This is a genomic window from Sneathiella sp. P13V-1, assembly GCF_015143595.1.
Classification (GTDB): domain Bacteria; phylum Pseudomonadota; class Alphaproteobacteria; order Sneathiellales; family Sneathiellaceae; genus Sneathiella.
On the sequence record NZ_WYEU01000002.1, the window covers coordinates 943870 to 969271 of the forward strand.

Annotated in this window: 20 protein-coding genes; 4 read left to right on the forward strand and 16 right to left on the reverse strand. The window is 46.7% G+C overall.

Annotated elements, in window-relative coordinates:
• Window positions 1–18: 18 nt before the first annotated feature.
• Window positions 19–1254 (forward strand): acyl-CoA dehydrogenase family protein, encoded by a 1236-nt coding sequence (locus GUA87_RS11515; RefSeq protein WP_193716697.1) that lies wholly within the window; start codon window positions 19–21, stop codon window positions 1252–1254.
• 65 nt (window positions 1255–1319) lie between these two features.
• The gene (locus tag GUA87_RS11520) at window positions 1320–2387 is read left to right on the forward strand and encodes a YHYH protein (protein ID WP_193716698.1); all 1068 of its coding nucleotides are present in this window, start codon (window positions 1320–1322) and stop codon (window positions 2385–2387) included.
• Window positions 2388–2443: 56 nt separating this feature from the next.
• Here the strand turns inward: GUA87_RS11520 and GUA87_RS11525 are convergent, their stop codons facing one another.
• Genes GUA87_RS11525 through GUA87_RS11550 form a run of 6 tightly spaced genes read right to left on the reverse strand, consistent with a single transcriptional unit; the run spans window position 2444 to window position 8423 of the window.
• Window positions 2444–3895, reverse strand: coding sequence for an aldehyde dehydrogenase (locus tag GUA87_RS11525; RefSeq protein WP_193716699.1), 1452 nt, complete (start codon window positions 3893–3895; stop codon window positions 2444–2446).
• Window positions 3896–3916: 21 nt separating this feature from the next.
• Entirely contained in the window at window positions 3917–4630 is a 714-nt protein-coding gene (locus tag GUA87_RS11530; RefSeq protein WP_193716700.1) for an ABC transporter ATP-binding protein, read from the reverse strand.
• Complete coding sequence (locus GUA87_RS11535; RefSeq protein WP_193716701.1) at window positions 4623–5351, reverse strand: ABC transporter ATP-binding protein; 729 nt, start codon at window positions 5349–5351, stop codon at window positions 4623–4625. The genes GUA87_RS11530 and GUA87_RS11535 overlap by 8 nt, the downstream gene beginning before the upstream one ends.
• On the reverse strand, window positions 5348–6295 hold the full coding sequence (locus tag GUA87_RS11540; RefSeq protein ID WP_193716702.1) for a branched-chain amino acid ABC transporter permease: 948 nt from the start codon (window positions 6293–6295) through the stop codon (window positions 5348–5350). The genes GUA87_RS11535 and GUA87_RS11540 overlap by 4 nt, the downstream gene beginning before the upstream one ends.
• 8 nt (window positions 6296–6303) lie before the next feature.
• Window positions 6304–7170, reverse strand: a complete 867-nt coding sequence (locus GUA87_RS11545; RefSeq protein ID WP_193716703.1) for a branched-chain amino acid ABC transporter permease — start codon at window positions 7168–7170, stop codon at window positions 6304–6306.
• Between the two features lie 29 nt (window positions 7171–7199).
• The gene (locus GUA87_RS11550; RefSeq protein WP_193716704.1) at window positions 7200–8423 is read right to left on the reverse strand and encodes an amino acid ABC transporter substrate-binding protein; all 1224 of its coding nucleotides are present in this window, start codon (window positions 8421–8423) and stop codon (window positions 7200–7202) included.
• A 353-nt stretch (window positions 8424–8776) separates the two neighbouring features.
• Here GUA87_RS11550 and GUA87_RS11555 point away from each other — a divergent pair, with 353 nt between their 5' ends.
• The gene (locus GUA87_RS11555) at window positions 8777–9523 is read left to right on the forward strand and encodes a helix-turn-helix domain-containing protein (protein ID WP_193716705.1); all 747 of its coding nucleotides are present in this window, start codon (window positions 8777–8779) and stop codon (window positions 9521–9523) included.
• An 11-nt stretch (window positions 9524–9534) separates the two neighbouring features.
• Here GUA87_RS11555 and GUA87_RS11560 read toward each other — a convergent pair whose 3' ends face one another.
• From GUA87_RS11560 to GUA87_RS11585, 6 genes are all read right to left on the reverse strand, one after another.
• Window positions 9535–10494, reverse strand: coding sequence for a hydroxymethylglutaryl-CoA lyase (locus GUA87_RS11560; protein WP_193716706.1), 960 nt, complete (start codon window positions 10492–10494; stop codon window positions 9535–9537).
• A gap of 9 nt (window positions 10495–10503) precedes the next feature.
• Complete coding sequence (locus tag GUA87_RS11565) at window positions 10504–12498, reverse strand: acetyl/propionyl/methylcrotonyl-CoA carboxylase subunit alpha (RefSeq protein ID WP_193716707.1); 1995 nt, start codon at window positions 12496–12498, stop codon at window positions 10504–10506.
• 8 nt (window positions 12499–12506) lie between these two features.
• Window positions 12507–14114, reverse strand: coding sequence for a carboxyl transferase domain-containing protein (locus GUA87_RS11570; RefSeq protein WP_193716708.1), 1608 nt, complete (start codon window positions 14112–14114; stop codon window positions 12507–12509).
• Window positions 14115–15509: a phenylacetate--CoA ligase family protein gene (locus tag GUA87_RS11575; protein ID WP_193716709.1), complete on the reverse strand. Its 1395-nt coding sequence runs from the start codon at window positions 15507–15509 to the stop codon at window positions 14115–14117.
• Between the two features lie 11 nt (window positions 15510–15520).
• The gene (locus GUA87_RS11580; protein ID WP_193716710.1) at window positions 15521–16681 is read right to left on the reverse strand and encodes an acyl-CoA dehydrogenase family protein; all 1161 of its coding nucleotides are present in this window, start codon (window positions 16679–16681) and stop codon (window positions 15521–15523) included.
• A 207-nt stretch (window positions 16682–16888) separates the two neighbouring features.
• The gene (locus GUA87_RS11585; protein ID WP_193716711.1) at window positions 16889–18829 is read right to left on the reverse strand and encodes an AMP-binding protein; all 1941 of its coding nucleotides are present in this window, start codon (window positions 18827–18829) and stop codon (window positions 16889–16891) included.
• Window positions 18830–18926: 97 nt separating this feature from the next.
• Here GUA87_RS11585 and GUA87_RS11590 point away from each other — a divergent pair, with 97 nt between their 5' ends.
• Complete coding sequence (locus tag GUA87_RS11590; protein WP_193716712.1) at window positions 18927–19562, forward strand: TetR family transcriptional regulator; 636 nt, start codon at window positions 18927–18929, stop codon at window positions 19560–19562.
• Between the two features lie 18 nt (window positions 19563–19580).
• On the opposite strand, the gene GUA87_RS11595 is transcribed toward GUA87_RS11590, so the two are convergent.
• The 4 genes from GUA87_RS11595 to GUA87_RS11610 all read right to left on the reverse strand — a co-directional run bounded on the left by GUA87_RS11595 (window position 19581) and on the right by GUA87_RS11610 (window position 25294).
• The gene (locus GUA87_RS11595) at window positions 19581–20330 is read right to left on the reverse strand and encodes an enoyl-CoA hydratase/isomerase family protein (RefSeq protein WP_193716713.1); all 750 of its coding nucleotides are present in this window, start codon (window positions 20328–20330) and stop codon (window positions 19581–19583) included.
• A 94-nt stretch (window positions 20331–20424) separates the two neighbouring features.
• A complete protein-coding gene (locus GUA87_RS11600; protein ID WP_193716714.1) occupies window positions 20425–21192 on the reverse strand; it encodes a glucose 1-dehydrogenase in 768 nt (255 codons plus the stop codon).
• 189 nt (window positions 21193–21381) lie between these two features.
• A complete protein-coding gene (locus GUA87_RS11605; protein ID WP_193716715.1) occupies window positions 21382–24168 on the reverse strand; it encodes a methyl-accepting chemotaxis protein in 2787 nt (928 codons plus the stop codon).
• A 223-nt stretch (window positions 24169–24391) separates the two neighbouring features.
• Window positions 24392–25294, reverse strand: coding sequence for a LysR family transcriptional regulator (locus GUA87_RS11610; protein WP_193716716.1), 903 nt, complete (start codon window positions 25292–25294; stop codon window positions 24392–24394).
• Between the last annotated feature and the right edge of the window lie 108 nt (window positions 25295–25402).

A 25402-nucleotide genomic window follows, 5' to 3' on the forward strand; every position in this document is an offset into this window, starting at 1 on the left:
AAACCGGAAGGGGGAAATATGTCTGCTATTGCTTTTGAACTCGATGAAGAAATCCGTCAGGTGCGCGACGGAATTATCGCCTTCGCCAAATCTGAAGTCATGCCACGGCATGATGCCAATCGTGATTTATTTGATGATGCACGCCGCAAATTCGACGAAAATGGTCGCCTTTCCAAACCTGTCCGTGACTTAATCCGGGAAATTCGTATGGCGTCTGCCGAAGCTGGTTATTACCATATGTGCGTGCCGGAACATTTGGGGGGTGGCGGATTTGGCATGCAGGCGTACTATGCTTGTTGGCAAGCGTTGTTTCATACATGCGGCCCACATAACTGGATGATGCTATACGCTCTCTCCCACTGGGCATTTGGTCCAAGTCGCTTGCTTGAAAAAGTTACAGATAAAGCCCGAGAAGAATTTATGCCCGATTTGATGTCTGGCGAGAAATCCATGTGTTTCGCTTTGTCGGAACCTGGTGCAGGATCTGATGCGACCATGATCAAAACAAGGGCAGTGAAAACCGATGGTGGATGGAAGATTGACGGGAGAAAAATCTGGATTTCAAATGCCCCAATTGCTGATTACAGCGTTATATTTGCAGTGACAGACCCAAACTTGGCGGTACAGAAAAAGGGAGGTATTTCAGCATTTATTGTCCCAACTGATGCGCCCGGCTTTGAAATGCAAAGAGTCGTCAAACTGTTTGGTCACATAGGCGGAGATGAAGCAGAACTTCGCTTTGAAGATCTACATGTTGAAGACTGGCAGTTGGTTGGTGAGTTAAATAACGGCTTTTCCGCCGCCCTTTACGGGGTCTCACTTGGACGAATTTACAATTCTGCGCGTGCAGTTGGTCTTGGTCGCTGGTCTGTAGAATTGGCCCTAGAATATGCCAAAACACGAGAAGCTTTCGGCAAAACCATTTCGGAATATCAAGGGGTTTCCTTTCCCCTCGCAGAAGCCGCCACAGAACTTCATGCCGCTCACCTTATGGGTCTAAATTCCACAAAGCTGCTCGATCAGGGGCATCCAGCCATTAAAGAGCTTTCCATGACGAAGGCATATTCAGTTCAAATCGGCCTAAAAGCCATTGATAGGGCAATGCAAGCCCATGGCGCCATGGGACTTACAAATGAAGTTGGTCTTGCCGAAGCCTGGCAGTATTTGCGCATTATTAATATTGCAGACGGTTCCAACGAAATTCTCACCAAAACCATCGCCCAGCGGCTATTGAAAGGGGATGTGGACCTCTGATCTGCCCCTTCACAAGACAACATCTTTTAAATAGACTTTCCTGATTAGGTTTAGGGAAGTCTATTGTGAAAAAACATATTATCGCCTGTATTTTTGGGATGGCAGTAATGGCACCGCAGATAAGCGAGGCACAAGCGCCCCCCACGCGCTATCACCGTGCAACAGAAGCTGGCGACATTCAACTTCGAGAAGCTGAAATTGATCCTATTACCGCCAGTAAAGTAACGGTGACTGTTAAGGGGGATCGCAGGGTAATATCCGCCAACGGTATTTCAAAGCACAAAACCGGGCGTTTTCCCGGTGAGGGAAACCCAAATCATATCAGTGAACAAAATCTGGAGTTTTCACTTCCCTTAAAGCCAAAGAAAAGCACTGCACCTCGTTTTTATACACTGGGTGTTTTTGGGATCGGTGTAAATGGCGTACTCTTCGACCCACAGGCTGCGGAATGGTATCATGGGGACCGCAATTCCAAATGGCAATATGATCCGTTAGGGAGTGCTTTGCCGTTGGGTTTTGATGCCCATCACGCCCATGTTCAACCCAATGGAACCTATCACTATCACGGACTTCCTACCGGCCTTTTGAAGAATATCGGGTTTTCAAGTGGGAAACATTCTCCACTCGTTGGCTGGGCTATGGATGGTTTTCCGATCTATGCCTTGTTTGGACAAAAAAACGGGCAAATAAAAAAGGTCAAACCCTCTTACAGCTTGAAAAATGGAAATAGACTCTCAGGCGGGAATAATCCTGGCGGTAAATATGACGGTGCTTTTGTCGCCGACTGGGAATTTGTGGAAGGGCATGGTGACCTTGATGCCTGCAATGGGACCATGACCATTTCAAAGGAATTTCCAAACGGAACCTACGCTTACTTCCTGACGGAAACTTTCCCTGTTGTCCCAAGGTGCTTTATGGGCACCCCCGTTGCATTAGGTCCGCAAGGGCGTGGTAGAGATCGCCAAGGGCCCGGCGGAGGGCGACCTGATTTAAATGCAGCGGCAGACAAACTGGGTATTCATGTAAATGACCTTAGACGCGCTTTGGGCCCACCTCCCCCAGATTTCAGAGATGCAGCCCGGCAATTGGGCATTTCAGAAGAAAAACTAAGGCGCGCTTTGCATCCTAGATAAAAAAGAACTCCAGCAAATGCGTTGGCTGCATTCACTGGAGTCAAAGCTGGGTTCGATTAGATTGGATAATGCAGGCCCCCATCCTGAATTGTAACCCATCGAACCTCAGTAAATTCATTTATACCGGCAGAGCCACCAAAACGGCCGTATCCCGACTGTTTAACGCCTCCAAATGGTACTTGTGCCTCATCGTGAACAGTTGGCCCGTTAATATGGCAGATACCACTTTCAATGCGCTTGGCGACTGACATAGCGCGTGTTGTATCTTTACCGAAAACAGCCGCTGACAAACCATATTCGGTGTCGTTTGCGATCCTTACCGCTTCATCAATACTGCCGACACGGAACACACAGGCCACGGGACCAAATACTTCTTCATTAAATATCCGCATGGACGTGTTGACGTGATCCAAAAGGCAGGCGTCCATAATAGTTTCTTCTCTGGCTCCACCGGCAAGAAGAACAGCTCCTTTTGACACAGCGTCCGAAATAAGAGATTCAACACGTTGTGCAGCAGTTGTATCGACCAACGATCCAAGGGGTGTATTTCCTTCAGAAGGATTTCCAGCTTTCAGGCTTTTCACCTTCTCTGTCAGCTTTTCGACAAATTTGTCTGCAATCTCATCAACAACAATGACGCGCTCTGTCGACATACAAATCTGTCCTTGGTTCATATAGGCACCAAATGCGATGGACGCTACTGCGTGATCCAGATCGGCATCATCAAGAATAATGGCCGGTGCTTTGCCGCCCAGCTCAAGAAGTGCCGGCTTCAAATAGCGCCCCGCGGTTTCCGCTATGACGCGCCCTACTCGCGTAGAACCTGTGAAGTTCACGCGGCGAACAGCGTTATGTGCAATCAGTTTTTCAACGATTTCACCAGCTTGTGCAGGGGCATTGGAAATGCCGTTTAAAACACCAGCAGGAACCCCACCTTCCTGTAGAGATTCCAAGATCAGCATATGTGTTTTTGGGCAAATCTCAGACGTTTTCATAACGATGCTATTGCCGCAGGCAAGTGGCGCCGCAATGGATCTGACACCCAAAATAACGGGTGCGTTCCAAGGGGCAATTGAAAGAACGACACCAACCGGCTGACGGATTGCCATTGAATGGCTACCTTTCCTGTTAGAAGGCAAAATCTCGCCGGTAATCTGAGTAGTGATTGAGGCCGCTTCCACCAACATATCAGCGGCCAACCCCACGTTAAATTCCGCCCAGGCGCGGGTTGCCCCGATTTCATCAGCCATTGCCGCCACAAAATCTTCTTTTCTGTTCAGTAGCGCCTGGGAGGCATTTAACAGTATGCTTCTTCTTTCCTTAGGCGTTGTATTTGACCATTCTGGAAATGCCGCAGCTGCACTATTCACGGCTTTTACAGCGTCATCAATTGTGGCAGCGGCTGCAACGGTTGCCAATTCTCCTGTTATGGGGTTTTGGCGTTCAAAACTCTCTCCCGATGATGATCCAACAAATTCACCGCCGATAAGAAGACCCAACTGTTTCATTATAGAAATTCCTTAAACTTTCTAGTGAGAACTACCCAAGAATGCTGTTTTGACATCAGAACTATTCAGTAGCTCTTCTGCTGTACCCTCACCGACAATATCCCCTGTATCAATGAGATATCCTCGGTCGGCAATTTTCAGGCTGATTTTGACATTTTGCTCTACAATGAGCATGGAAACACCGGTTTCCTTTATTCGTTCAAGTGCTTCAAACAATTCGCTTACGACAATGGGCGCGAGCCCCAAACTTGGTTCATCAAGAACCAGTAATTTTGGGTTGGACATCAATGCCCGCCCAATAGCAACCATCTGCTGCTCTCCACCTGACATGGTTCCAACCAACTGCCTTGAACGTTCTTTTACCCTCGGGAAAAGTTCGTGCACCAATTCCAGTTTTTCTTCTTCCAAGCCACGTGAATTCTTGGGGTTCGCCCCAAGTTTTAAATTTTCCAGGACACTTAGTTGCGGAAACAATCCACGACCTTCCGGCACCAGAGCAAGACCTGTTTCGACAATTTTATGATTGGGAATTGCCTTCAGGGAGTTTCCAAAAAAATCAATTTTTGAGCTCGGATCAGAAGGCACAAGGCCTGCGATTGCCTTCATTAGAGAAGTCTTCCCCGCTCCGTTTGAACCGAGGATAACAACTGTTTCATCTTTCTCAACTTGTATTGAAACAGAATTGAGAGCCTGATGTTTCCCATATGCGACAGACAGGTTTGATACATCAAGCATGGTCATCTCCCAGATACGCAGAGACAACATGAGGATCGTTCAGTACATCCCCCGTGGGACCGTCCGCAATTTTTTCACCAGAGTTCATAACGACGCAACGTGGGCAAAGCTCCCTCACCGCATCAATTATGTGTTCAACCATCAAGATACCTATGCCTTCTTTTTGCAATGAACGAATGAGTTCAATACCAGTGTTTAATTCCGTCGGGTTTAGACCTGATAACCACTCATCCAACATCAGAAGTTTTGGCTGCCCTCCCAACGCTCTCGCAAGTTCCAACCGTTTGCTATCGATGTAGGTAAGAGAGCTGGCGCTTTCCCTTTCACGTCCTTGAAGCCCTACTTGTTCCAAAATAGCCAATGCGAGAGATTGCGCTTCATTTCCCCACATTTTCCTTGGGCCAAATGCCAAAGAGGTTTGAATATTTTCAAGAATTGTGAGGCTTGGCAAAATGCGAACCAATTGGAAGGTCCTAGCAATCCCATAATTGAAGATCTGGTCTGATCTCTTTTTTGAGATATCAATATCATCAAATATTATTTGCCCATGCGTAAGAGGAAGTGCACCTGATATCAGGTTCATCATTGTAGTCTTTCCTGAACCGTTAGGCCCAAGCAACCCAATGATTTCACCTTCGTTCATCTCAAAGGAGACTTCATTTACTGCAGCCAAACCGCCAAACCGCTTTACAACATGTTCTACTTTCAGAAGACGTGTCATTTGATGTCTCCTTCTGCTGTATTTCTTCCAATGCGGCTTGAGATTTTTGCATAATTCTCTTCAAAGAATGCCAACACACCTCTTGGCAGGACAAAAACAATTCCGATAAATAGAATGCCCAAAATAATGGAATAGTGGTTCGGGAAGTTTGCCGACAGCCATTCAAACAGCAAAAACAGAGGAATGACGCCAAATACCGGTCCAAATAATCGGTTGGAACCGCCAAACAACGCCATAATCACTGTCAAAAAGGAAACAACCGGATTAAAGACAATGCTTGGCTCCACATATACCCATCTTGGAGCCTGAACAGCACCGATCAAAGTCATAATGGACGCGCTCAATGCAAACAGAATGAGCTTAATGTTTGTGATATGAATACCTGAGTGCTTCGCAACCATTTCATCGTCACCGATAACACGAAGGGCGAGACCTATTCGGCTCCTTTTTATTCCCCATGAAATGAGCAGAGTGAAAATCGCGATGGAGAGAAGCATCCAATAAATGTGCCGCGTTTCCAATTCTAGAAATATGTAACGGCCTAACTCTCCTGTTACATTCACTTCGAACCAGGTTACCAATTGAACAACCAATTCAGTTAGCCCGAAGGAGAAAATTACAAAATAGACGCCTGCCAAACGAAGGGTGGCCACCCCAACAATCAATGAAAGAACCGCACCTATTAACAATGATACCAACAAGATAGCTGGATAAGCTAAATGCTCTCCCAATACTGCCATTGTATAGGCACCAATACCGTAGAACGCGACAGTGGCGAGCGATATATATCTGGTAGGTCCTGAGAAAATTGACCAAGCCGTTGCCAGGCCAACGTAACTTGCAATACCAACCATCAACCCCAAACCATAACTGTCGAGAATATAGGGGGCAGAAAACAAGCCGCCAGAAATTAAGGCAAAGGCTAAATAAGATACTTTAAACATTTGATATACTAGCCTTTTCCATAGAGCCCCTGTGGGCGCCATAGCAATATTACGAGAAAAATAAGATACACAGCGGCCAGCGTTAATCCCGGGTCTATATATGATGAAACCAGGGCTTCAACTAATCCAAGGATCAATCCGGAAAGAAGTGCGCCCATGAAATTTCCAACCCCTCCCATGATCACGACGATCAGGGCTTTCATGGTGAAAATGACACCTGCCGTTGCCGTAAAGGTTTGGAACATGGAGACGATGACACCGGCCAATGCCGCCAACATGCCGCCTACAGCAAAAGCAGTTCGGGCTGTTCTTTCCAGATCAATACCGACAAGTGGCGCATTTTCCGGGTTTGTCGCAACGGCCCGCAAATTCCGCCCCCATCTACTGTTGTTGATAAACAGATAGAGACCGCCGCCCAGCACCACCGCTGCAACAAGTGCGATCAGTCGGTTTGCAGCCAAAACAACACCGAAGATTTCAACCGGTGTATTTAAAAAAGTATAGCTGGTAAAATCCGCTCCAAAAATTACGAGCAAGATACCTTGCAACAAGAACAACAATCCAAAGGTTACAAGAATTGAGTCCACCTCTAGTGCCCCAGCGTCACTTGCCCGCTTTGCCAAAGGCGACATAAGAAGCCCATAGATGACATAGGATAAAATAAAGCCGCCTGTGGCTACTGCCGGCAATGCCAGTAATGGATTGATCTCAAACGTGGAAAACAAAACAAAGGTGGCGAAGGAAGCCGTTATCATTAACTCCCCATAGGCTAGATTCATGATCCGGGCGACGCCATATTGCATGGTCATCCCCAATGCGGCCAATGAATAGGTCCCCCCAAGAACCAGCCCGATCATAAGAGTAGTCATTAACATCTGACACTTCCTTCGACGCGTTACGCTACTTAATTCTTTACCCAGCGGGCTTTAGGAATGACAACATCCGTGGCACCCTCTCTTGAAGACGGAGAGACACCCACGAATTTGTTGTTTTGCCACTGGCCTGCAAACCATAGTGTTCTCAACTGGTTATCCTTAAGTTTGATATTGCCAAGAATGGTGTCAAAACTGCCACTAGAGATTTCCTTGGCAACCGCTTCGCGGTCCAGACCTACTCTTCCAATAGCTTGTTCAAGCATTTGAAGGCTGGCATAGGTTACGCTACTTGCCCAATAGTCTGGAGGACTACCGAGAAGATCCATGTGCGTTTTGGCGTATTTCTGAAAGGCTTCACTTTTGTGATTAACTCCACCCAAACTCATAATGCCATCGATGTTTTTTCCAGCAATTTTCTCGAATACCGGAAAGCCTACGCCAACACCTAAATAGAAGATCTTTGGATTGAAATCGACAACTTGCGCCTGTTTCACCAATGCAAAAGTGTGAGGTGGATAAGAGAAAGCAATAAACGTATCTGCACCTTTGGATTTTGCGTCATTGATCATTGAACTGAAATCTGACGTTTTGATCGGGAAAGTCTTATCGTAAACAAGATCAAACCCTGCATCCTTTAATGCAGGACGAGCAGCTTTGATCAAATCAATACCAAACCCATCAGCAACGGAAACAACAGAAATTTTACCGTTGATTTTTCCTGCATCTTTAGCGGATTTAAGAATGTTGGATAGTTCCGTCGCATAATCCCGACCACCGCCTAAGAACCAGAAACTTTTTTTCCAGCGTTTTGCAAACTGAGGCGCTTTATCGGTTACCGCAGTTACCGCGAGCTGCGGATAGTTATGTTTATCCATCAGCGGGGCGATGGCGAGGTTAAAACCGGTTCCCCATGGCGGCAGAATGAAATCCACCTTGTCCCGGACAGCCAGCCTTTCGACGGCCCTCACCGCTTCTTCTGAGGATGAACGGTCGTCATATTCAATCACTTCAATTTTACGGCGTTCACCACCGGGAAGTTTCAGACCGCCGCCTTTGTTAACCTGATCGACCCAAAGTTTGTAATTCGGAACAGTTGTAATATTAGCGCCCGCGGAATTCTGTCCGGTCTTTGAAACCGCATATCCAATCTTTACTGTTTTTTCCGCACTTGCGGTGCTGACGATCGAAAATGATGATGCAACAATAGCCGTCGCGGCCAGCTTAAAAGCTGCCCCAAAATTTAATTTCTTCATGTTTTCCTCCCGTTTCGAAAGGCAAACTGCAACATCACAATGATCTGGCAGAGGTCCCCTTGTTAGGGTTGCTTTCCGAATACACAAAGAGCTTAAATTTGGAACTTGAGTAGAAAAATAGACTAAAAGAGGAAAAAATTGTACTTTTGCAGGAAAGAAACGGGAAGCGGTAGGCATTTCCATCAATTTTGCCTAATGAACTGACATCCGAATTTCAAGAAGTATGAAATATGCTGCCATATTCGATAAACAACAGCCGATATCTAAGCTCTGACAATACAGAGTCGCATGAAATAATCAGTACACTCGATGCGCAAACATTTGAACTTCGCGGGGGGCGATCCCATTGCTTTATGATTTCGGATGGCACCTGCCAAACCAGTGATGCCATTATTATCCAATCCCCGTGTCTGATCTGGCTTCCTCAAGGGACGAAATCCAGTATTACAGTTCACGCAGGTGGGATGGGCAATGTAATTAGTATACCGGAAGTCAGCCTAGGCGCCGCGCTTCCGGCAGGCGCGCTGGGCAATGAAGTTCGTCTTGCGCTCGGGAAAGTCAATATTTCAAAGAATATCGACCCGAAAACACTAAGCCGTCTACACAGTTTGGCTAGTAATATCTCAGAGGAATTGTATGCAAATCAGCCTGCATCGCAAAGTCTGGTCAGGTATAGTCTAACCTTGCTCATGATTGAAATCTGGCGAATATCCGAGCCTGAATTAACAACAAACAAATCTTTCCCCCGGACGATATATCAAAACTTCAATTCTCTTCTGGATTTGCATTTAACAGATCACTGGACTGTAGAGACTTATGCCAAACATATCGGAGTCTCAAAAGACAGGCTAACATCTGTCATACAGCGGGCAACTGGTCGTACACCGCTTTCAGAAATCCACCATAAAATGATCCAGGAAGCGGAGGAACTTTTGATCAACTCCACTTATCAGATTTCAGAAATTGCGTTTAAGCTGGGTTACAAAGATGCTGCGTATTTCAACCGGTTTTTCAAACGAATTACCGGCAAATCACCCGGAAAATTCAGAGCAGAGTTCCAACGATTGGAGCTTGATAATTCTTTCGCGTCCTGGCCATAAAATTGAAGCCGCTATACCTTTCTGCGAAAGCTATCCAACGCACCCGAATGCATCACCCGCCCCATAAGGCTGCGGCCAATGATCTGTTCCGCCAGACGAGAGGCACTGATTAGTTTTTCAAGATCAATTCCTGTTTCTATTCCAAGTTCATGACACAGCAATACGGCATCTTCTGTACAGACATTACCGGCGGCATTTCCGTGTCCATGTCCTGCAAAAGGACACCCACCCAAACCGGCCACTGAACTTTCAAACAAATCTACACCCATGGAAAGCGCCGCATAGACATTTGCGATCCCCATTCCCCGGGTATCGTGGATATGCATGCCAATTCTGGTATCCGGGGCAAGGTTTCGGACTTCACCAATGAGACGTTTTACGGATTCCGGGTTTCCCCACCCCATCGTATCCGCGAGGAAAAGGTTCGGGATCGGGATATTTTCCTCTTCTGACAAACGGATAATGAATTTGAAATCTTCCATAACCCGTTCAGTGGAAATATCACCTTCCATGTTACATCCGAAAGCCGCCATGACATACGCACTGTCTGGCACCAGATCATGTTCTTTATAAAGATGAACCCAATCGCGCTGACGCTCCCTCATTTCTGAGGCGCGGCAATTGTTATTTTGCTGCGCAAAGGCATCTGATGCGTAAAACAGAAGCTTGGGTTCCATATCGATTTCCGGTATGGAAACAGCCTTCTTGAAGCCTTTTTCATTCAACCATAGAGCTGTGTAGTGCACGCCTTCCTTTCGATTGATGCGCTTGAACAACTCTCCTGTATCTGCCATCTGCGGTACATAAGTTGGGCTTACAAAAGACCCAACCTGGATGGTTTTCAAACCTGTTTCGCTGAGTGCATTAATCAATTCAATCCGCTGCTCTATCGGGTAAATGGTCTTTTCAATCTGAAAGCCTTCCCTTGGGCCTTCTTCACGAAATTCCACAGACTTAGGAAAATCAGTCATGCTTTTACCTTACACCGGATTAATTTCAGCCAGAACCTGACCACGATCCACCATGGCGCCAATAGAAACGCAAAGGCCATCAACTTTGCCGCTTAAAGGAGCTTTCACCGAGATCTCCATTTTCATGGATTCCAGAATTACAACCGTGTCACCGGCAGCAACCTGATCCCCATCTGAACTTAAGATTTTGATGATTGCGCCCGTCAGAGGTGACAGAAGCTGATTGTCTGCCCCCTCACCCGCAGATGCATTTTCAAGGGTCGAAGCAACATTAATATGATACAGCGCGCTTCCAATTTTCAGACACAGGGATGTTTCAGCAAACTCGGTTGAAACCATAAGAACTTCATTTCCGATAGTAACCTGCCACCTGCTTTCACCAAGGGAGGTGATTTTGAGAACAAGATTGTCCTTATTTTCATCAGAAACCAGATAACAATCATCGCCATCAAGCGGCGACACAACAACCTGTTTGTCTATGTCCACACAGGTCAGGCTAAGTGGTATTCCGCTGACCCTACTTTCTTCACCAAGGCCGGAGCGCCACCCCGTAAAACTTTTATCATTTAACCAGAGATCTCCTCCATTGCCATCGCGATTTTTATATCCCCAAAGGCAGCCAGCGATAGCAAAGACCTTAAAGTTCTGACCCCCTGTATTTGCCAGAATATCATCAAGACTTTCATCAATCATTCGTGTGTGAAAATCTAGATCTTGAACCGCAGGGACTTCAATCAGTGATTGAAGGAAATCCTTATTGGTGACCAGCCCATCAATATGGGAATTTTTCAGTGCTTCTGATAATTTCGACAATGCGTCTTCGCGGTTCACTCCATGAGCGATCAACTTCGCAATCATTGGGTCATAGAATGGAGTGAAACTGTCTCCCGCCTCAACGCCGCTATCAATCCGAATGTCCTTTGATAGAGAAATATCAGAAATTTGACCCGTTGCGGGCGCAAATTGCATTTCTGGATCTTCTGCATATAGCCGGGCTTCAACGGCATGTCCCGTCAAGGTCACATCGCTTTGATCAAGGTCCAGACCTTTCCCTATCGCAATAGAAAGCTGCAGAGCGACTAGATCCAGCCCTGTCACAGCTTCAGTCACTGGATGCTCGACCTGAAGGCGCGGATTTACCTCAAGAAAGAAATATTCGTCCTCGCTTACCAGAAATTCAACGGTTCCAAGGCCTCGGTAATTTAATGATTTGCCCAACCGAACCGCATCATCAGCTATTTTGGAAAGAAATGCACGATCAAGCCCCGCAGCGGGCGCCTCCTCAATCACTTTTTGATGGCGACGTTGCAAGGAACAATCCCTCTCAAAAAGGTGAATGACATTCCCGGCCCCATCCCCCGCGATCTGAATTTCGATATGGCGCGCGCCAGTGATCTGACGCTCCAGCAACAAATCACTCCGCCCAAAGGCACTTTCTGCTTCACGGAGAGCCGCTTCGATATCGTCTGAGAGCGTTTGCATTGACGTGACCAGACGTTGCCCGCGCCCTCCGCCGCCAGCTGAGGCTTTCAACAAGACAGGAAGCCCTAGTTCTTTTACAGCCGTTTCGATTTCGGCAGGATTATCATACGCTTTGTCACTTCCCGGGATCACCGGAACCCCTGCGGCGATTGCGGCCTCTTTTGCCCGGGCTTTATCGCCAAACTGAATAAGAGTTTCAGCAGTCGGCCCCATAAAAATCAGCCCCGCCTCTTCTACAGCATTGGCAAATTCAGGGTTTTCCGAAAGGAAGCCATATCCCGGATGAATGGCATCCGCCCCGGCTTGTTTAGCTGCTGCCAGAACTTTTTCAATATTCAGGTAACTCTCAGACGCTGCGCTGCCACCAATATGAATGGATTTACCAATATCTCTCACATGTTTGGCTGTTGCATCTGCATCTGAATGTACACCAACTGGTTCAATACCAAATGCACGAGCGGTTCTTGCGATCCGGCAGGCAATTTCGCCGCGATTGGCAATAAGTAAAGTTTTGATAGTCATGATCACCCCTAGAACCGGAACACACCGAAATTTGTTTCAACTTTTGGACGGCGCGCGGCGACATCTAGAAGCAGTGCCATAACATCCCGGGTCTCAAGTGGGTCAATAACCCCGTCCACCCATAGATTGGACGCAAAATTGTAGGCTGTCTGGAAATCCTCATAGATTTTGCGGACAGGTTTTTTAAATTCTTCCTCTTCCTCCGCCGTCCAGGTCTTACCTTCCCGTTCATTAATTTTAGTGCGTACCTGCGCCAGAACACTGGCAGCCTGTTCAGGTCCCATAATCGCGGAACGCCCACTTGGCCACATAAACATGGCATCCGGTTGAAACGCGCGACCGAGCATGGACAAGTATCCGGCACCGTAAGATCCGCCTGTGATAACAGTATATTTTGGGACCCTTGCCGATGACATAGCGGTGATCATCTTGGCACCGGCTTTGGCAATGCCTGCCTGCTCAGCTTCACGCCCCACCATAAAACCGGTGACATCCACCAAAAACAGCAAAGGAATATCGCGCTGACAACAAAGGTTTATAAAATGGGCCGCTTTGTTAGCGCTTTCCGTAAACAGAACACCGTCATTGGCAAGGATACCAATTTCATGGCCATGAATACGGGCAAAACCGGTCATCAAGGTGTCACCATATTGGGGTTTAAATTCGTGAAACTCACTGCCATCCACAAGGCGCGCCAGGATCTCGCGATTATCTGTTGGAATTTTGGCATCGCGGCTGACAATCCCGTAAATCTCTTCCTCAGGGTATAAGGGCGCACGGCTTTCATCTCTGGTTTTACGGGACGTTGGAGCCTCCCCTAAATGCCCAACGATGTCGCGGGTGATAGAAAGGGCATGGGCATCATTTTCTGCGATGTGATCCGTCACCCCGGAAATGGAGCAATGCATTTTGGCACCACCAAGCGTTTCAGCATCCACTTGCTCCCCTGTCGCTGCATAGGTAAGCTCCGGCCCACCAAGATACATGAACCCCTGTCCACGGACGATGACAACTTCATCACACAATGCTGGAATGTAAGCACCGCCTGCCGTACACGGCCCCATCACCACCGCGATTTGGGGAATATCATCACCAGACATACCTACCTGATGATGAAAAATGGAACCAAACTGACCTTCATCCGGGAATATATTCGCCATATCTGGCAAAAAGGCCCCGCCACTGTCCACAAGCGTGATAACCGGTAGCCTGTTATTCCACGCTATTTTCTGGGCACGTACGTGCTTCTTGCAGGTGAGGCCAAAATAGGTTCCTCCCTTAACTGTGGAGTCATTGGCAATAATCATACAAAGCCTGCCAGAGACAACGCCGATACCCGTAATCAGACTGGCTCCGGGCGGCACATCATCATATTGATCAAGGCCAGCAAGTTCCCCCAATTCTAAGAAAGGAGCGCCGGGATCCAGCAGTGCCTCCACACGGTCGCGAGGCAACATCCGCCCGCGATCCTGATGCCGTTTTCTAACACTTTCAGGTCCACCCTGTTTTTGACTATGGCGGAGTTTGAAAAGCTCAACGAGCTTTTCCTTCATCGCTTCACGGTTAAGCTGAAAGGCTTCATCCGCGGTATTCAGGTTAGATTTGATGACTGACATTTATAGAAACTCCGGCTTTTCGCGGAGGGTAAGCGCTACTTTTGCGGCCCCCGGTTTATCGAAACTATCTGCGGGAACCAAAATAACTTCTGCTCTGAAAACCAACGCGTTACGCAATCTTGTTTCGATTTCAGATTTAAGTATTGGATCTTTTTCCGCCGGCTGATCCGCCCCACGTTCAACAATGACTTTAAGGTTGCCCTGTGTCGTGTGTCCTTCGAAATCAGCGAAAACCCGCATGACGCCATTTGTCTCCGGTGTCATGTCGCCAATGATGCTTTGAATGGCGGAAGGAAACACATTTGCACCACGTACAATCAACATATCATCGGTTCGCCCGGTACAGCGAATTTTTGGACCGGTCCGCCCACAGGCACAATCCGTGCCCAGAACTTCAATATGATCACCTGAGCGAAACCGCATGAGCGGGCTGGCTTCTCTTCCTATAGCCGTGTAGATCAGTTCCCCTTCTGCGCCTTTTTCAAAAGGAATGATACTGTCACTGGCTTCGTCATAAAGTTCCGTGATGATATAATCGGGGCAAAGCATATGCATCCCGCTTTGATCATCACATTCGGACCAATAAGTCACACCAAGGTCGGTTCCCCCTAAAAGCTCGCAGCATTTTGCACCCCAAAGCTCTTCCAGTTTTCTTCGGAAGGCTGGGATCCCGCCGCCCGGCTCCCCGCCTACGATCAAACGTTCGATACCAAGATCTGACGCTTTGCACCCCACCAGCTCCGGCGCTTTTTCTGCCAGATGAAGAATGAAGTTCGGAGCACCGATAATGGCACGGGGTTTTAGATCAACAATGGCGCGCAATAATCTATCAACGCCGCCATCGGCACCAATAGGAACATCTACAGCCCCCATATATTGAACTGCCTGTGTCAATGGAACACCGCCGACAAAACCCTTGGCGAGTGAGAAACCGTGAAGGACAAGATCATTTGGACGAATGCCACCAGCAAACAAACATCGTGCTGACATTTCATTCCACATAACGACATCATTCTCTGTCATCGCAACATAGGACGGACTTCCTGTTGTCCCTGATGAGGCTTGCATCTGGATGATATCGCTCATATCTGCAGCGCGATGATGGCCAAATGGTGGGGCTTCCGACAGGCTATCACGTATTTCAGTTTTATAGGTGAAAGGAACTTTTTGAAGATCTTTCAGTGTTTGAATATCTTCAAATTTAATGCCAGCCTCAGTAAACTTTCGGCGGTAGAATTCGGAATTTTCCTCAAGATACTTCAATTGTCGCCGCAGTTTTTCCTCCTGAAGATGCGAGATATCAACGTGGGAAGAGTGTTCGACATCATGCCAACAGGATGCCCCGATTTTGCTTTTAAAATCAGGACGGCGATAGGTCATTCCGAATTCTGCCATGGAAACTCTCCTTAATAGGACCTTGGAAGGCCCATGACTTTTTCACCAATGAAACTGAGACATAATTCCCTGTTTACCGGCGCTGTGCGAAGAACACGGAGCATCGGATACATTTCAAATATGCCAGTATCTTCGGTGTAGGCAGACCCTCCAAAAGCCTGAATTGCGGCATCCACTGCCTCAATACCTGCTTCGGCGGCGGCATACTTCGCCATGTTGGAGGCTTCGCCCGCGGCAAGGCCTTTATCAAATTGCCAGGCAGCCTTTCTGGCCATCAAACTTGCAAGTTCGATATTCGCTTTTGCTTTGGCAAGGGGATGCTGCAATCCCTGATGGGCCCCAATGGGTTGACCAAATACTTTGCGTTCAGACGCATATTCAACGGCACGTCCAAGGGCATACCGTCCTACCCCCGCGCACATTCCTGCGACCGTGATGCGTTCGGGATTTAGCGTATCAAACAGGATATTAAAGCCTTTATCAACCTCACCAACGACATCTTCCGGCCCAAGATCCACCTCATCAAAGAAAAGTGTCCATTGCTGCTCAGGTACTGGCACAGCGATTTTTACGCGCTGCATATCAACACCCTTTTTCTTGAGATCCACGAGGAAAATTGTAAACCCGTCCGTTTTCTGTGCCACATCGCCAAAGGGTGTTGTTCGGGCGACTACAAGGCAATAATCAGCAAGATCCGCACCTGTGATAAAGGTTTTTTCACCGGAGAGACTGAACCGGTCACCTTTTGGTTTAGCGATTGTGGTGATTTGCATGGAATTGGAACCGGCGCCCGGTTCTGTAATCGCAAAACAAAGCTGCATGTCGCCGCGGCACGCAGCCGGCAGAATTTCTTTTTTATGAAAATCAGTACCATGTGATGCCAGATGAGACATGGCCATACAAGGCCCTACCACCATCATCAAAAGCGGAATGCCGTTATTAGCCGTCCCTTCCATAAACAAGGACATTTCCTGCATCCCAAGGCCTGCACCGCCATATTCTTCGGGAACCATCATGCCAAGGAAACCGTCTTCTGCAATTTGCTTGAACATTTCGGTTGGAAAAGTGTGAGCACGTGCATGTTCCAGCCAATAATGAAAATCAAATTTCTGGGCCAGACTGTCCCCATATTGATAGATTTGACGCAGCTCGTCGTTAAGTTCAAATTCCATGTTTCATCCCTGTTTTTTTATTTGGTTTCGGGTTTTCATGCACCTTGAGAGCTTTAGTATTCCAACATGCCCTTTTACATATTGAGGACAGGTTCAGCCGCTGCATTTCCCGTTTCTTAGTTGTTTTGCCAATTATTCTAATTTTGATTAGAAAAAAAGCAAACAGATTCTCACCCTCAAACCAATTTGTAAGTTTTTTATTCTAACTTATTGCTTTAATTTTAGTTTTTCGATTGAGTCCGGGTTTGACAAGGAAGAGAGATCTCCCGGATTTTCATCAAGATAAGTGGCGCGAATTACCCTTCGCATGGTTTTCATGCTTCGTGTTTTGGGCAATTCCGGGGCAAATAATATCTCTCTGGGTGCGAAGGGTTTACCGACTTTCTCTGCCACCAGAGACCGCAAAGAAACAACAAGATCTTCACTAATGCCAGCTCCTTCTTTCAAGACGCAGAAGCAAACCACAGCAACCCCTTTGATGTCATCAGGTACGGAAATGGCAGCTGCATCTGCAACGATAGGATTTTCCATCAACGCCCCTTCAATTTCAGGAGGTCCCACCCTTTTCCCTGCAACATTGATGGTATCGTCGGACCGTCCGTGAATATGCCAGGTGCCATCTTCATTTCTATGCGCCCAGTCTCCGTGATGCCAAACGCCCGGAAATGTCGACCAATATGTTCGAATATATCGATCATTGTCCTTCCAAAGCCCCATAGTTACTCCCATTGGGGCTTCGGTCATCACAAGTTCCCCTACTTCACCTATATCAGCCTCTGTCCCATCGGCACGCATTACCTTTGCCCCGACCCCAAGGTTTTGTGTTGAAAATCCACAAGGTGGAATTGGTTGCAAAACTGTAGATGTCAGAATAGCTCCGACCAATTCCGTACCTCCTGACATATTCACAGGGACAGCGCGCCTCTTGCAGATATTCTCCAATGCCCAATACCAGGCATCTGGTGTCCACGCTTCCCCTGTTGAGGCCACAATCCGCAATGATGATAAAGACAGGCCCGCCAATTTTGATTGATCCAGTGTCATGAATTGCCGCGCAACTGTTGGCGCAATCCCCAAGTGACTGATTTTCAGCTCATCCACCAAACGAAGCAGTCGGAACGGATCTTCTTTCGTTGTCGGCGCCCCTTCCGCCAGAATGACAGTTGCCCCCGCCAGCGATGAGGACAAAATCGTCAGCGGTCCCATAACCCATCCCATATCAGTCATCCAGATATGCCTGTCCGTTTCCTTCATATCCAGGCACAAGAAAAAGTCTGTAATGGTCTTTCCAATGATACCAAGGTGCCCTTGCACCACTCCTTTTGGCTTTCCCGTGGTGCCAGAGGTAAAGGCAACAAATAGAGGGTCTTTGTAAGTAACGGCGACAGGCTTTCGTGTTGGTGATTGAGAAGACGTAGTTACTGCCCAATCCGATAAACCTTCCTTCTCAGGCAGATCATCTCCCTCGCGTTTCAAACATAGAACGCTCGCAACCGTTGGGCAGGTTTCTACAGCTTCCAGCAAGGCCGGCAGCATTTCAACTTTTCGCCCTGCCCTCACCGTTGATGTTGCTGTGACTACAGCTTTCGCCTCAGCATCTTCCAGACGTAGCGCAATGGCTGGGGCCGCAAAGCCGGAAAATAAAGGAATGGCAACCGCACCCAATCTCGCAATGGCCATAAAAGCCGCTGCCATTTCAGGGATCATCGGCATAAAAATGGCAACCCGATCGCCTTTACCTATTCCCTGTTCAGCGAGAGTGTTTGCCACACGGCAACTTTGTTCGTAATAGTCGCGATAGGTCCAAACCCGATGATTTCCGGCTTCATCAATGGCCTCAATGGCAGGTTTTTCCCATTTATCCGTATTTTCATAACAATCCAGGCATGACGATACCAAATTCATCTGCCCATTGACGCACCAGTCAATAAATTCAATTCCGGCACTCGTATCCCTGATTTTCGTATAAGGCTTTTCGAAGACGATCCCTTGCCATTTAAGGATCATATCCCAGAAAGTATCAGGGTCCTGAATGGAAAAGTCATTGAGCGCCTCATAACTTTCAAAGCCATTTTCCTTTAGGAAAGCACAGAGGTTGCTGTTTTCCTGAATGTCTTTTGGTGGATAAAAATAGTCCAATTGTGACATATGGCCCCTACCTGTGTTATGAAGCGCTTGTTATTATTCTGACAATTAATCTAATTTGAATTAGAATAGCGGTCGCATAGGCGAGGTCAAAGAAAAAGTGAGTACTTCAACTGTCATGCAGCAAAAACCAGCGAACGAAACAGTGCTTAGAAAAAAGGAACGCACTCGCCGCACCATTCTGAATGCCGCCGCCAAGGTCTTTAAACATCTGGGATATAATGCGACCACACTAAAAGACATCGCGGAAGAAGCCGGCCTAAAAGCAGGTAGCATGTATTACCACTTCTCCTCCAAGGATGAGATAATGGATGAAGTGCTGGATACCGGCCTTCGTGCCATCAGTGACGCCGTAAACGAGACCATCGAAGAATGCGCCGATAAAAACGACAAAGAAATTCTGGAAGCCGTTATCCAGACCCATCTTCGCATGTTGTTCCTGCAAGGTGACTATGTGTCGGCAAATATCCGCCTTTACAGTCAATTACCGGAAGAAATTCGCGAAAAACACCAGGATTTGCGGCGCGGCTACGCGAAACTATGGGACAGATTACTACGAAAAGCCCGCGACAGCGGCCACCTCAGGTCAGAACTTGAAATCACCCCTCTTCGTCAGTTTATTCTGGGCGCGCTAAACTGGAGTATCGAATGGTATGATATCGAAAATTATACCGTTGAAGAGTTTAGTGAAAAAGCCATCAAACTCATCGGCCACGGGATGTACACATCTGACTAAATCTTGACCCGGGCCGGGTCAGGATTTATTGCCAAAGGTGGTCTCAAACGCATTACTGCCATCATCGGCCTGCTGCTTTTCAATGAGATGACCAATCAGTTGAATTTCCTGTTCCATCAACGGGGCAATACCGTTATTCAGGCTTTGTTTTACTAGATTTTTGGTTTGTATCATTGCCTCACGTGGATTTTGGGTGAGGATATCAAGTCGCTGTTTAACCGCATTTTCCAGCTCATCTTGGTCTACCACCTGACTTGCAAGCCCTAGTGACACCGCCTCATCCGCGCCTACGCGGCGCCCCATCAAAAGAATATCCATGGCCCTCTGTAGCCCCAATTTTTCGAGCAGAAGACGCGTGCTGGCTCCTTCAGGGACAACACCTAGCTGAATAAACGGATATTGCAGATATGCTTTCTCGCTCATGATCACCATATCGCAATGAAGCAACATTGTAGCGCCACCCCCAACAGCTCCCCCTTGCACCGCTGCCACGATTGGCAACTCACATTCATGTAGGGCTTTGAAGAACCTGAAAGCGTGTCCATGCATGGCTTGAGGCCAGTCGGTAACAAATTCTGATTTCCGATTTCCCGCGCAAAAAGTTGGTCCTTCACTGCGGATAAGAACGGCATTGATTTCTTTATTGTCCACCGCCGTATTAAGCGCCTCTTCAAAGACTTGAAATTCGTTTGTGCCGACAGGATTACGTTTGTCCGGCTCTGTAAATTCAATAATCCGGACACCCACCTCGTCATAATATCTCGCCATTGCACATCCAATCATTAATTCTAACATACGTTAGAATACTAAGATGAGGTTTTCACTTTTGGCAATCACAAATTTTTGTTCCTGCTAATTTATCCTATTGCGCGAGATAGCCACCATCGATCGGAATGGCACTTCCTGTCATGAATTTTGCTTTGTCTGATGCCGCAAATAAAATGCCAGCAGCAATGTCGGCTGGCTCCCCAAAATGACCAATAGGATGCAATGACTTCAACTTATGACCAAAACTTCCTGGTGAGCCTTGTTGGGCCATAACTTCTTCGACCAAAGGCGTTTCCGTATAGCCGGGCAAGATCGCATTGACGCGAATGTTATACTTGTATTGCCCACAATAAAGGGCTGTCGCCTTTGTAAAATTCAAGACAGCGGCCTTACTGGAACAATAGGCTGGAGCCGCAAAAATACCGACCTCACCAGCAACTGATGAGATATTGACGATGGCACCACCGCGCCCTTTCATCTCTTTGATGGCAAAGCGCGTACCAAGGAAAACGGCATCCAGATTAACCGCATGTTGAAGACGCCATTCTTCCAACGACATTTCCTCAAGTGGGGTTGAAATGGCAATTCCTGCGTTATTGACGAGGACATCAAGTGTTCCAAATTCACTTCTGACAAATTCGAACACTTTTTCCCAATCTGCTTCCTCTGCCACGTCCTGTCGGATAAATCTGATGTTGTCAGGGTTTTTTGAAGTGGCGCATACTTCTTCACCTGCCCCAACATTCAAATCCGTAATCACAACCTTTGCTCCCTCTTCCAAAAACTGGCGCGCAGTTTCCTTACCAATTCCGGAAGCTCCCCCGGTTATCAGAACCACCTTATCTTGAAAATCACCACTCATCCCCTCACCCTTATTGTTCTTGATTGCTAGATTGATAAGCTCGCTTATTATCGTTGATCCCTTCAACGGTAGATGTCAAGTTCTACTGCGCTGCTTTCAATTGACCTCTGGGCCTACAATTCAGTCGATTGAACATAAATAAAGGGCGACACTAGTTAGGCCGCCCTTTTGAACTGATGGATTGTTATATTAAATCACTTGCCGCAACTTTACCTGTTCCTGAATTCCTGTTTCTTCTGAGTGGAAGAAACTTATTAAATCATTTAGTGATTGCGCTTCGACACTCAAATTTTCTGCAGAATTCAAGCTTTCCATTACCAATGAAGCATTTTGTTGTGTCATTTGATCCATATCAGAAATGGCCGCATTAGTTTCCTGTATCCCTTGAGCTTGTTCTTCACTCGCCACAGAGATTTCTCCAATAATATCTGTTGCCTTCTTAATGGCTGTAACAATCTCCTTCAATGACTCTCCTGTCTCATTGGTGAGAGAAACGCCTCCTTTTATTTGTTTTTCACTATGGGTAATGAGGGTTTTGACATCTTTCGCTGCCGTTGCTGTTCGCTGAGCCAGTGTTCCAACTTCAGCAGCGACTACGGCAAAGCCCTTTCCAGCTTCACCCGCCCTTGCAGCTTCAACCGATGCATTAAGGGCCAACAGATTTGTCTGAAAAGCAATCTCATCTATGACCCCAATTATTTCAAATACTTTTCTAGAGGACTCTTCAATATCAGACATAGCGTTCATTGATTTCTCGACTACTTGCCCCCCACTTTCAGCAACTCGATATGCTTCGATGGAAAGATCATTTGCATTACGCGCATGTTCTGCATTTTGCTTCACAATCGTAGACAATTCCTCCATTGAAGCAGCAGATTCCTCAAGATTTGCCGCTTGAGTCTCTGTGCGTTGATTTAATCCTCGGCTGCCTGATGTTATTTTTTCTGCAGAAGCTCCTATTGAATGTGAGGACCTAATAATCTTAGTGACAATATCATTCAATTGCTCAGCAGTCCGATTGCTATCTGATTTCAGTTGGTTAAAGGTCCCCTCATACTCCTTGGAGATCCGATAGGTTAGATCACCATTTGCAAGAGCTGAGAGAGCAGCACCGACTTCACTAATAACACTATCAACCGTGTCATTCAGATCATTCATGGCAATAGCCAGGCGTTTCATAAACCCTTCTTTGCCCTCAATAGGCACGGATTTGGTGAAATCACCCGCAACAACCGCTGTTACCATCGCATCAATTTCTTCGCGGACGGATAGCTCTTCGGTAATATCTTCCCACTCCAAAGTCGTGCCGATAACTTCACCTTCACCATTCTTTACTGCAGAAAAAATCACATCAAAAGTAGTGTTACCGAACACAAAACGACCTTTTTGATTGGTGCTAGCCGCGTTCATCAGGCTGTTTTCGAAATTAGCAGCCTGTAAAAGTGGCTGTACCGAGTCGCCAACAAGATTTCCAATGTCAAATCGGGGATAAGATTTTTGAATCTCAATCTGTGTTTTACTCAGCAGATAATAGAGAGCCTTGTTTGCATATAAAATCTGACCATTTGTATCGGTTAAAAGAACACAAGCTGCACAATTATCAAGAGCAATTTTGATCCGCATATTTTCAGCCGCGATTTCTAATTGCTTGGCAACTTTCAGTTTCTCTTCTTCCTGACGGGCTTTTTCCTCCTCCTCTTTTTTGAGCCTTTCGTTTTCCATTCTGGCCATTTCAATCGCATTGTCCTGGAAGATCTTTATGGCACGGGCCATATCGCCAACTTCATCTTGCTTTTCCTGCATTGGAATAGCCGTTTCAGTATCTCCATCTGCTAACTGCTTTGCAGATGCAATTATTGCGATGAGGCCGTTGACTAACTGACGAGAGAAAAACACACCAACCGCGCCAACAATAAACAAAAGCGCTATTCCCAAAACGAGCATATTATTTCTGACATCTGCTATTGGCGCACTATATTCTGCCTCATCTATTTCTGAAAGGATGGCCCAACGAACCCCCATGAATTCAAGTGGGCCATAAATGGATTTCACATCTACACCGCGATAATCCGGTGCAATGATTGCTCCTTGTTCTCCTTTTAGGGCAAGACGGGCTGGCTCTGTATCTACTGTGCGCGCCAATATGGTAGATTTCTCAGAAAATCTAGAGTCGCTCCGCATCAGCAAGTCCTGACCGACAATGTAACTTTCACCGCTTTCACCCAGTCCCGTTGCATCCTGCATTAGTGTATTAATCCGGCTAATCGGCATTTGAAACACGAGTACACCAACGGGAGTACTCTCGTCTAAAATTGGCATTCCGATAAAACTCGCAGGGGCACCAAAACTGGGTGCGTAAGGTTCAAAATCTATAAATATCTGGTGGTCCAATTGAAGCTTGGATTTGGCGGCGCGATATACATCACCAAGACCACTATCTTGCCATTTACCCGTTTCCAGATTGGTTGCGTAATCAAGTTCTTTAAATACGCTGTAGGTCAAGTTTCCCTCTAAATCGAACAGGAAAATATCATAGTACTCGTTGGTATAGAGTTTCTGCCGAAACCAGGGATGGTAACGTTTATGGACATCACTATAAAAGGATCCATCAGCAGCGTAATCCAATTTTTCTTTCTGCCCCGTAGGGAAAGAATTTTCAGTTATGTATAGGGATTGCAGGGTCTTTGTCTGGTCACCAGACAAAGATTTCCAAGAAGAGTTAAATAGCTTAGTCGCCTCAATAACAGCTGGGTTAGAAGCTGTTTCCAACAAATCTTCTTTGATACTGGTCAGATAATTCTCAAGCGCATTAGTTCGTGCCTGTTGCGCTACTTGAAGTTTCTTCGTCACTTCAAAATCAATCGTAGAAGCGCTTTGTATATAGCTAATGCCACCTAGGCTCACGCCCAACAGCAAAGACGAGACAATAATTAGAAGTGGTAGTTTTTGCGAAATTCGCAGGTTCTGGATACTCATGGGGAAGCATCTCCGAAATTATAAATAAATTAAATTAGGGATAAGCGAACTGGAACTGATACGAGGCTCGTTGTTATAGAGAAAGGTCGCCAACCTTTATCCTATGGATAGAATGATCCATACGACTCACACATATATTAGTAATATTAATATTCTCTAAATTGTTGCATCTAAATTCTTCTGATAATGTAATTATAACGGGTGACGGTGTTTCAAATTCCGATCACACTTCACTCAGATAGTTTTTAATTCTTTGCAGGAATCTCTCTGCCACAGGCGTCAAAGGGCGTGACCTACTTTTCGTCGCGGATAAAGTATGTGTTGGCAGTTGCAGAATGTTATCCAGTAACACGAAATCCTTTTGCAAATGCGTAAAAGCAGGATCAACGCCAAAGACCGGAGACGCCGCGTCGGTTCTTCGGACAATATCTCTTACGAGATCAAAATCGTCGCAGAGATAATGAGGACGAAACTGTTTATCACCTAGTGCATTGAGACTTCTGGTAAGGTCACTATCAATTTCCTCGATGGAGGAGGATTGCACCCAAGGGTACTTGGTTAAATTCTCAGGTTTCACTTTCTTCTGTGTCGTCAGCGGATGATCTTTACGGATCATCATTTTGCAATGCAAATCCCTTAAATGAAGAATTTCAAGCTCCGGCCACCTGCGAAACTGGCGGGCTGTCCCAAAAACAAGATCAAGCTCTCCGCTCAATAACTGCGGCGCGTGATTTTCTGCAGATCCGGTATACATTTCAACCTGTATCTGAGGGTGAGTACCGATAAAATCCATAAGGGCAGGAGAGAAGAATTTCTGAAAAGCACCGGGAGAAAACCCAACGCGTAACTTACCCGCTTTCAGGTCTCGATAATCTCGAATGCCTTCCACAAGATCTTCCGCGTCTCCCAGGATACGTTTTGCGGTGGTGACGAAATCCCGTCCTGCATCAGTAAGACGTACGCCCCTCGGAAGTCGCTGAAACAGTTTAACTCCAAGGTCTTCTTCTACGTCTGCAACACTTCTGGTAAGGGCCGATTGCGTGATGGACAAATTATGTGCGGCGAGCGTTATTCCTTCAGACCGCGCAACTTCCACCACATGGCGCATTTTTTTCAAATCAATCATATCGAATGCCATTCATATTATGCATGGCAAAAACTTTATTTTGAATTTGTAAGAATGGCAATTCTGACTTCTAATCAATCTAACTAACAAAAACCCGATAAAGGGAAG